This window comes from Pseudomonas sp. zfem004 (assembly GCF_032621715.1).
Taxonomy (GTDB): domain Bacteria; phylum Pseudomonadota; class Gammaproteobacteria; order Pseudomonadales; family Pseudomonadaceae; genus Aquipseudomonas; species Aquipseudomonas sichuanensis.
Window position 1 is genome coordinate 1 of the sequence record NZ_JAVYJF010000046.1, and the last position, 3,138, is coordinate 3,138.

A 3,138-nucleotide genomic window follows, 5' to 3' on the forward strand; every position below is an offset into this window, starting at 1 on the left:
CACCTGATCCCATCCCGAACTCAGTAGTGAAACGATGCATCGCCGATGGTAGTGTGGGGTTTCCCCATGTGAGAGTAGGTCATCGTCAAGATTCATTTCGCAAAACCCCTATCTGCGCATGCAGGTAGGGGTTTTGTCTTTTTCAGCAGGAAAAAGTACGGCGCCGGCGGCGGTTTCCTTCCTTGAGGGTGGCCCTTTTCCTATGCAAGGCTTCGGGGCGTGGCTATCATGCCAGCCTTATTCCGAGTCGAGACTGGCATGCTGAAGTTGTTGAATCTCCTCAAGGATGGCCGGTTCCATTCCGGAGAGGCGCTGGGGGCTGCCCTTGGCGTAAGCCGCAGTGCCGTCTGGAAACAGCTGCAACATCTTGAAAGTGAGCTGAACCTGACCATTCATAAGGTCCGTGGGCGCGGCTATCAGCTGGCAGCGCCGTTGAACCTGCTGGAATCGCACGCGATTACCGCGTTCTCCCAGGGCGAGCAGTGGCCGGTGTTCATCCATGAAAGCATCGACTCGACCAATGCCGAGGGCCTACGGCTTGCGGCGCAAGGCCAGGCTGCTCCCTTCCTTGTACTTGCCGAGCGCCAGACTGCCGGTCGTGGTCGTCGCGGGCGGCAGTGGGTAAGCCCGTTTGCTGAAAACCTTTATTTCAGCCTGGTGTTGCGGGTTGAGGGTGGCATGCGTCAGCTCGAAGGGCTGAGTCTGGTGGTTGGCCTGGCGGTGATGCGTACCCTGCAAGCTTTCGGGCTCAAAGACGTTGGGCTCAAGTGGCCAAACGATGTCCTGGTAAGAGGGCGCAAGATCACCGGTATCCTGCTGGAGTTGGTCGGTGACCCGGCCGATGTCTGCCATGTGGTGCTGGGTATTGGCATCAATGTGAACATGCAGTCCAGTGAGCAGATCGACCAGCAATGGACCTCCATGCGTAGCGAAGTTGGTCTGGTGGTTGACCGCAATCAATTGGTTGCGCTACTCAGCCAGCAGCTGCAGCACGAGCTGGCGCGTCATCGCCGATACGGCTTCGCCGCGTTCCAGGAGGAGTGGGAGCAAGCGCACCTGTGGCAGGGGCGCAAAGTCTCACTGGTGGCTGGCAATACTCGCATTGATGGGGTGGCGCGAGGTGTGGATGGTCAAGGCGGTTTGCGTCTTGATGTAGATGGTGTGGAGAAGAGCTTCAGCGGTGGCGAGCTCAGTCTGAGGTTGCGTGATGATTCTTGAGCTCGACTGCGGGAACAGCTTTATCAAGTGGCGGGTGATACACGCTGCAGATGCGGTTATCACTGGCGGCGGTATCGTCGACTCCGACCAGGCCCTTGTGGCGGCTATCGGCGCGCTTCCTGCCTTGCACCTGATAGGTGGCCGAATGGTAAGTGTGCGTAGCGAGGAAGAAACTACGGCACTTTGTGCTCTTCTTCGGCAAGCCTTCGCCATTGAGGTCAAGGTGGCTCAACCTGTGCAGGAAATGGCCGGGGTGCGCAATGGCTATGAGGATTTCCAGCGCCTGGGTATGGATCGCTGGCTGGGTGCGCTGGGTGCTTTTCACCTGGCCAAAGCAGCTTGCCTGGTCATTGATTTCGGTACCGCGGCGAAGGCGGACTTTGTTGCGGCCGATGGTGAGCATCTGGGCGGGTACATTTGCCCTGGCATGCCGCTGATGCGTAGTCAGTTGCGGACCCACACGCGCCGTATCCGCTATGACGATGCATCGGCTGAGCGCGCGCTTAGCAGTCTGGCTCCTGGGCGTTCGACGGTAGAGGCGGTGGAGCGCGGCTGTGTGCTGATGCTCCAGGGTTTTGCCCGGACGCAAATCGAGCAGGCGAAAGCCTTGTGGGGTGATGACTTCACGATCTTCCTCACGGGTGGAGACGCCCCGTTGGTGCATGAGGCTGTTCCCCAGGCGCGGATTGTGCCGGATCTGGTATTCGTTGGTCTGGCCATGGCCTGCCCTTTGAGTTGAGGTGTCTATGCGCTGGTTATTTCTGCTGTTGCTCGTGCTGAACGTTTTCTATTACGTATGGCATCAGCAGGAGGCTCCGCTGAGGGTCAAAGAGGTCGCGCCTCTCTCTCTATATAAAGGCAGCCAGCAAGAGATTCGTCTGTTGCGTGAAACGGGTGTTGCGACACCCGCCAGGCGCCGGGATGAATGCCTGGTGGTGGGCGGGGTTGGGCGAGAGCAGCTCGATGCGCTAAGACAGCGGCTGCTGAGCCTCGATATCGCCTCGCAGCCGGTCGCAGGGCAGCTGCCTGGAGCCGAGGGCTTCTGGCTCAAGGTGGCCCCTGAAGGCGAGCGTTTGCTGGACCAATCCGTGCTGGCCATTCTTTCCAAGGATTTCAAAGACTTAAAACACAAAATTATTTTGTGCGAGGGTATTGCAACTGCTGAATAGCTTGATAGAATGGCGCCCGCTTCACAGGGAACGCCACTCAGGTGGCAGAACCAGAGGCAGTGTCAAAGAAGCTAAGTTTCAGATTTGATTGAAAAAATTTGAAAAAACGCTTGACACTAGGGCGGCAGCCAAATAGAATGCCGGCCACATCTGGAGGGATTCCCGAGCGGCCAAAGGGGACGGACTGTAAATCCGTTGCGAGAGCTTCGAAGGTTCGAATCCTTCTCCCTCCACCAGTTTCAGCGAGAGCCGCAAGCTCCGCGGGTATAGTTTAGTGGTAGAACCTCAGCCTTCCAAGCTGATGATGCGGGTTCGATTCCCGCTACCCGCTCCAAGTTTGCAGTTGTTGCGCAATGTGTTTCGCTCTTGTAGCTCAGTTGGTAGAGCACACCCTTGGTAAGGGTGAGGTCAGCGGTTCAAGTCCGCTCAAGAGCTCCATATAAACAAGGCAGATATGAAAATATCTGCCTTTGTTTTATCAGCGGTATGACTATTTCTTCTGCGGAGGACTGTATCGATGGCTAAGGAAAAGTTTGATCGTTCCCTACCTCACGTTAACGTCGGCACCATCGGCCACGTTGACCACGGTAAGACCACTCTGACTGCAGCGCTGACCCGCGTCTGCTCCGAAGTTTTCGGTTCGGCCGTCGTTGAGTTCGACAAGATCGACTCGGCTCCGGAAGAAAAAGCTCGCGGTATCACTATCAACACCGCGCACGTCGAGTACAACTCGAACATTCGTCACTACGCT

General features: G+C 57.0%; 4 protein-coding genes, 3 tRNA genes and 1 rRNA gene. All 8 read left to right on the forward strand.

Features of this window, described 5'->3' with window-relative positions; genetic code table 11:
* A 5S ribosomal RNA gene (gene rrf / locus RTH46_RS26055) occupies window positions 1-91 on the forward strand; the annotation flags it as partial.
* 167 nt (window positions 92-258) lie between these two features.
* Window positions 259-1,218, forward strand: coding sequence for a bifunctional biotin--[acetyl-CoA-carboxylase] ligase/biotin operon repressor BirA (birA, locus tag RTH46_RS26060; protein WP_316906960.1), 960 nt, complete (start codon window positions 259-261; stop codon window positions 1,216-1,218).
* Window positions 1,208-1,957: a pantothenate kinase gene (locus RTH46_RS26065; protein WP_316906961.1), complete on the forward strand. Its 750-nt coding sequence runs from the start codon at window positions 1,208-1,210 to the stop codon at window positions 1,955-1,957. Before birA ends, RTH46_RS26065 begins: the two co-directional genes overlap by 11 nt.
* Before the next feature lie 7 nt (window positions 1,958-1,964).
* Window positions 1,965-2,387, forward strand: coding sequence for a hypothetical protein (locus RTH46_RS26070; RefSeq protein ID WP_316906962.1), 423 nt, complete (start codon window positions 1,965-1,967; stop codon window positions 2,385-2,387).
* A gap of 152 nt (window positions 2,388-2,539) precedes the next feature.
* Window positions 2,540-2,623 (forward strand) — tRNA-Tyr (locus RTH46_RS26075).
* A 24-nt stretch (window positions 2,624-2,647) separates the two neighbouring features.
* Window positions 2,648-2,721: transfer RNA gene (locus RTH46_RS26080), tRNA-Gly, on the forward strand.
* Between the two features lie 28 nt (window positions 2,722-2,749).
* Window positions 2,750-2,825, forward strand: a tRNA-Thr gene (locus RTH46_RS26085).
* Between the two features lie 79 nt (window positions 2,826-2,904).
* Window positions 2,905-3,138: GTP-binding protein (locus RTH46_RS26090; protein ID WP_316906963.1), on the forward strand; the 234-nt coding region annotated here is incomplete at its 3' end.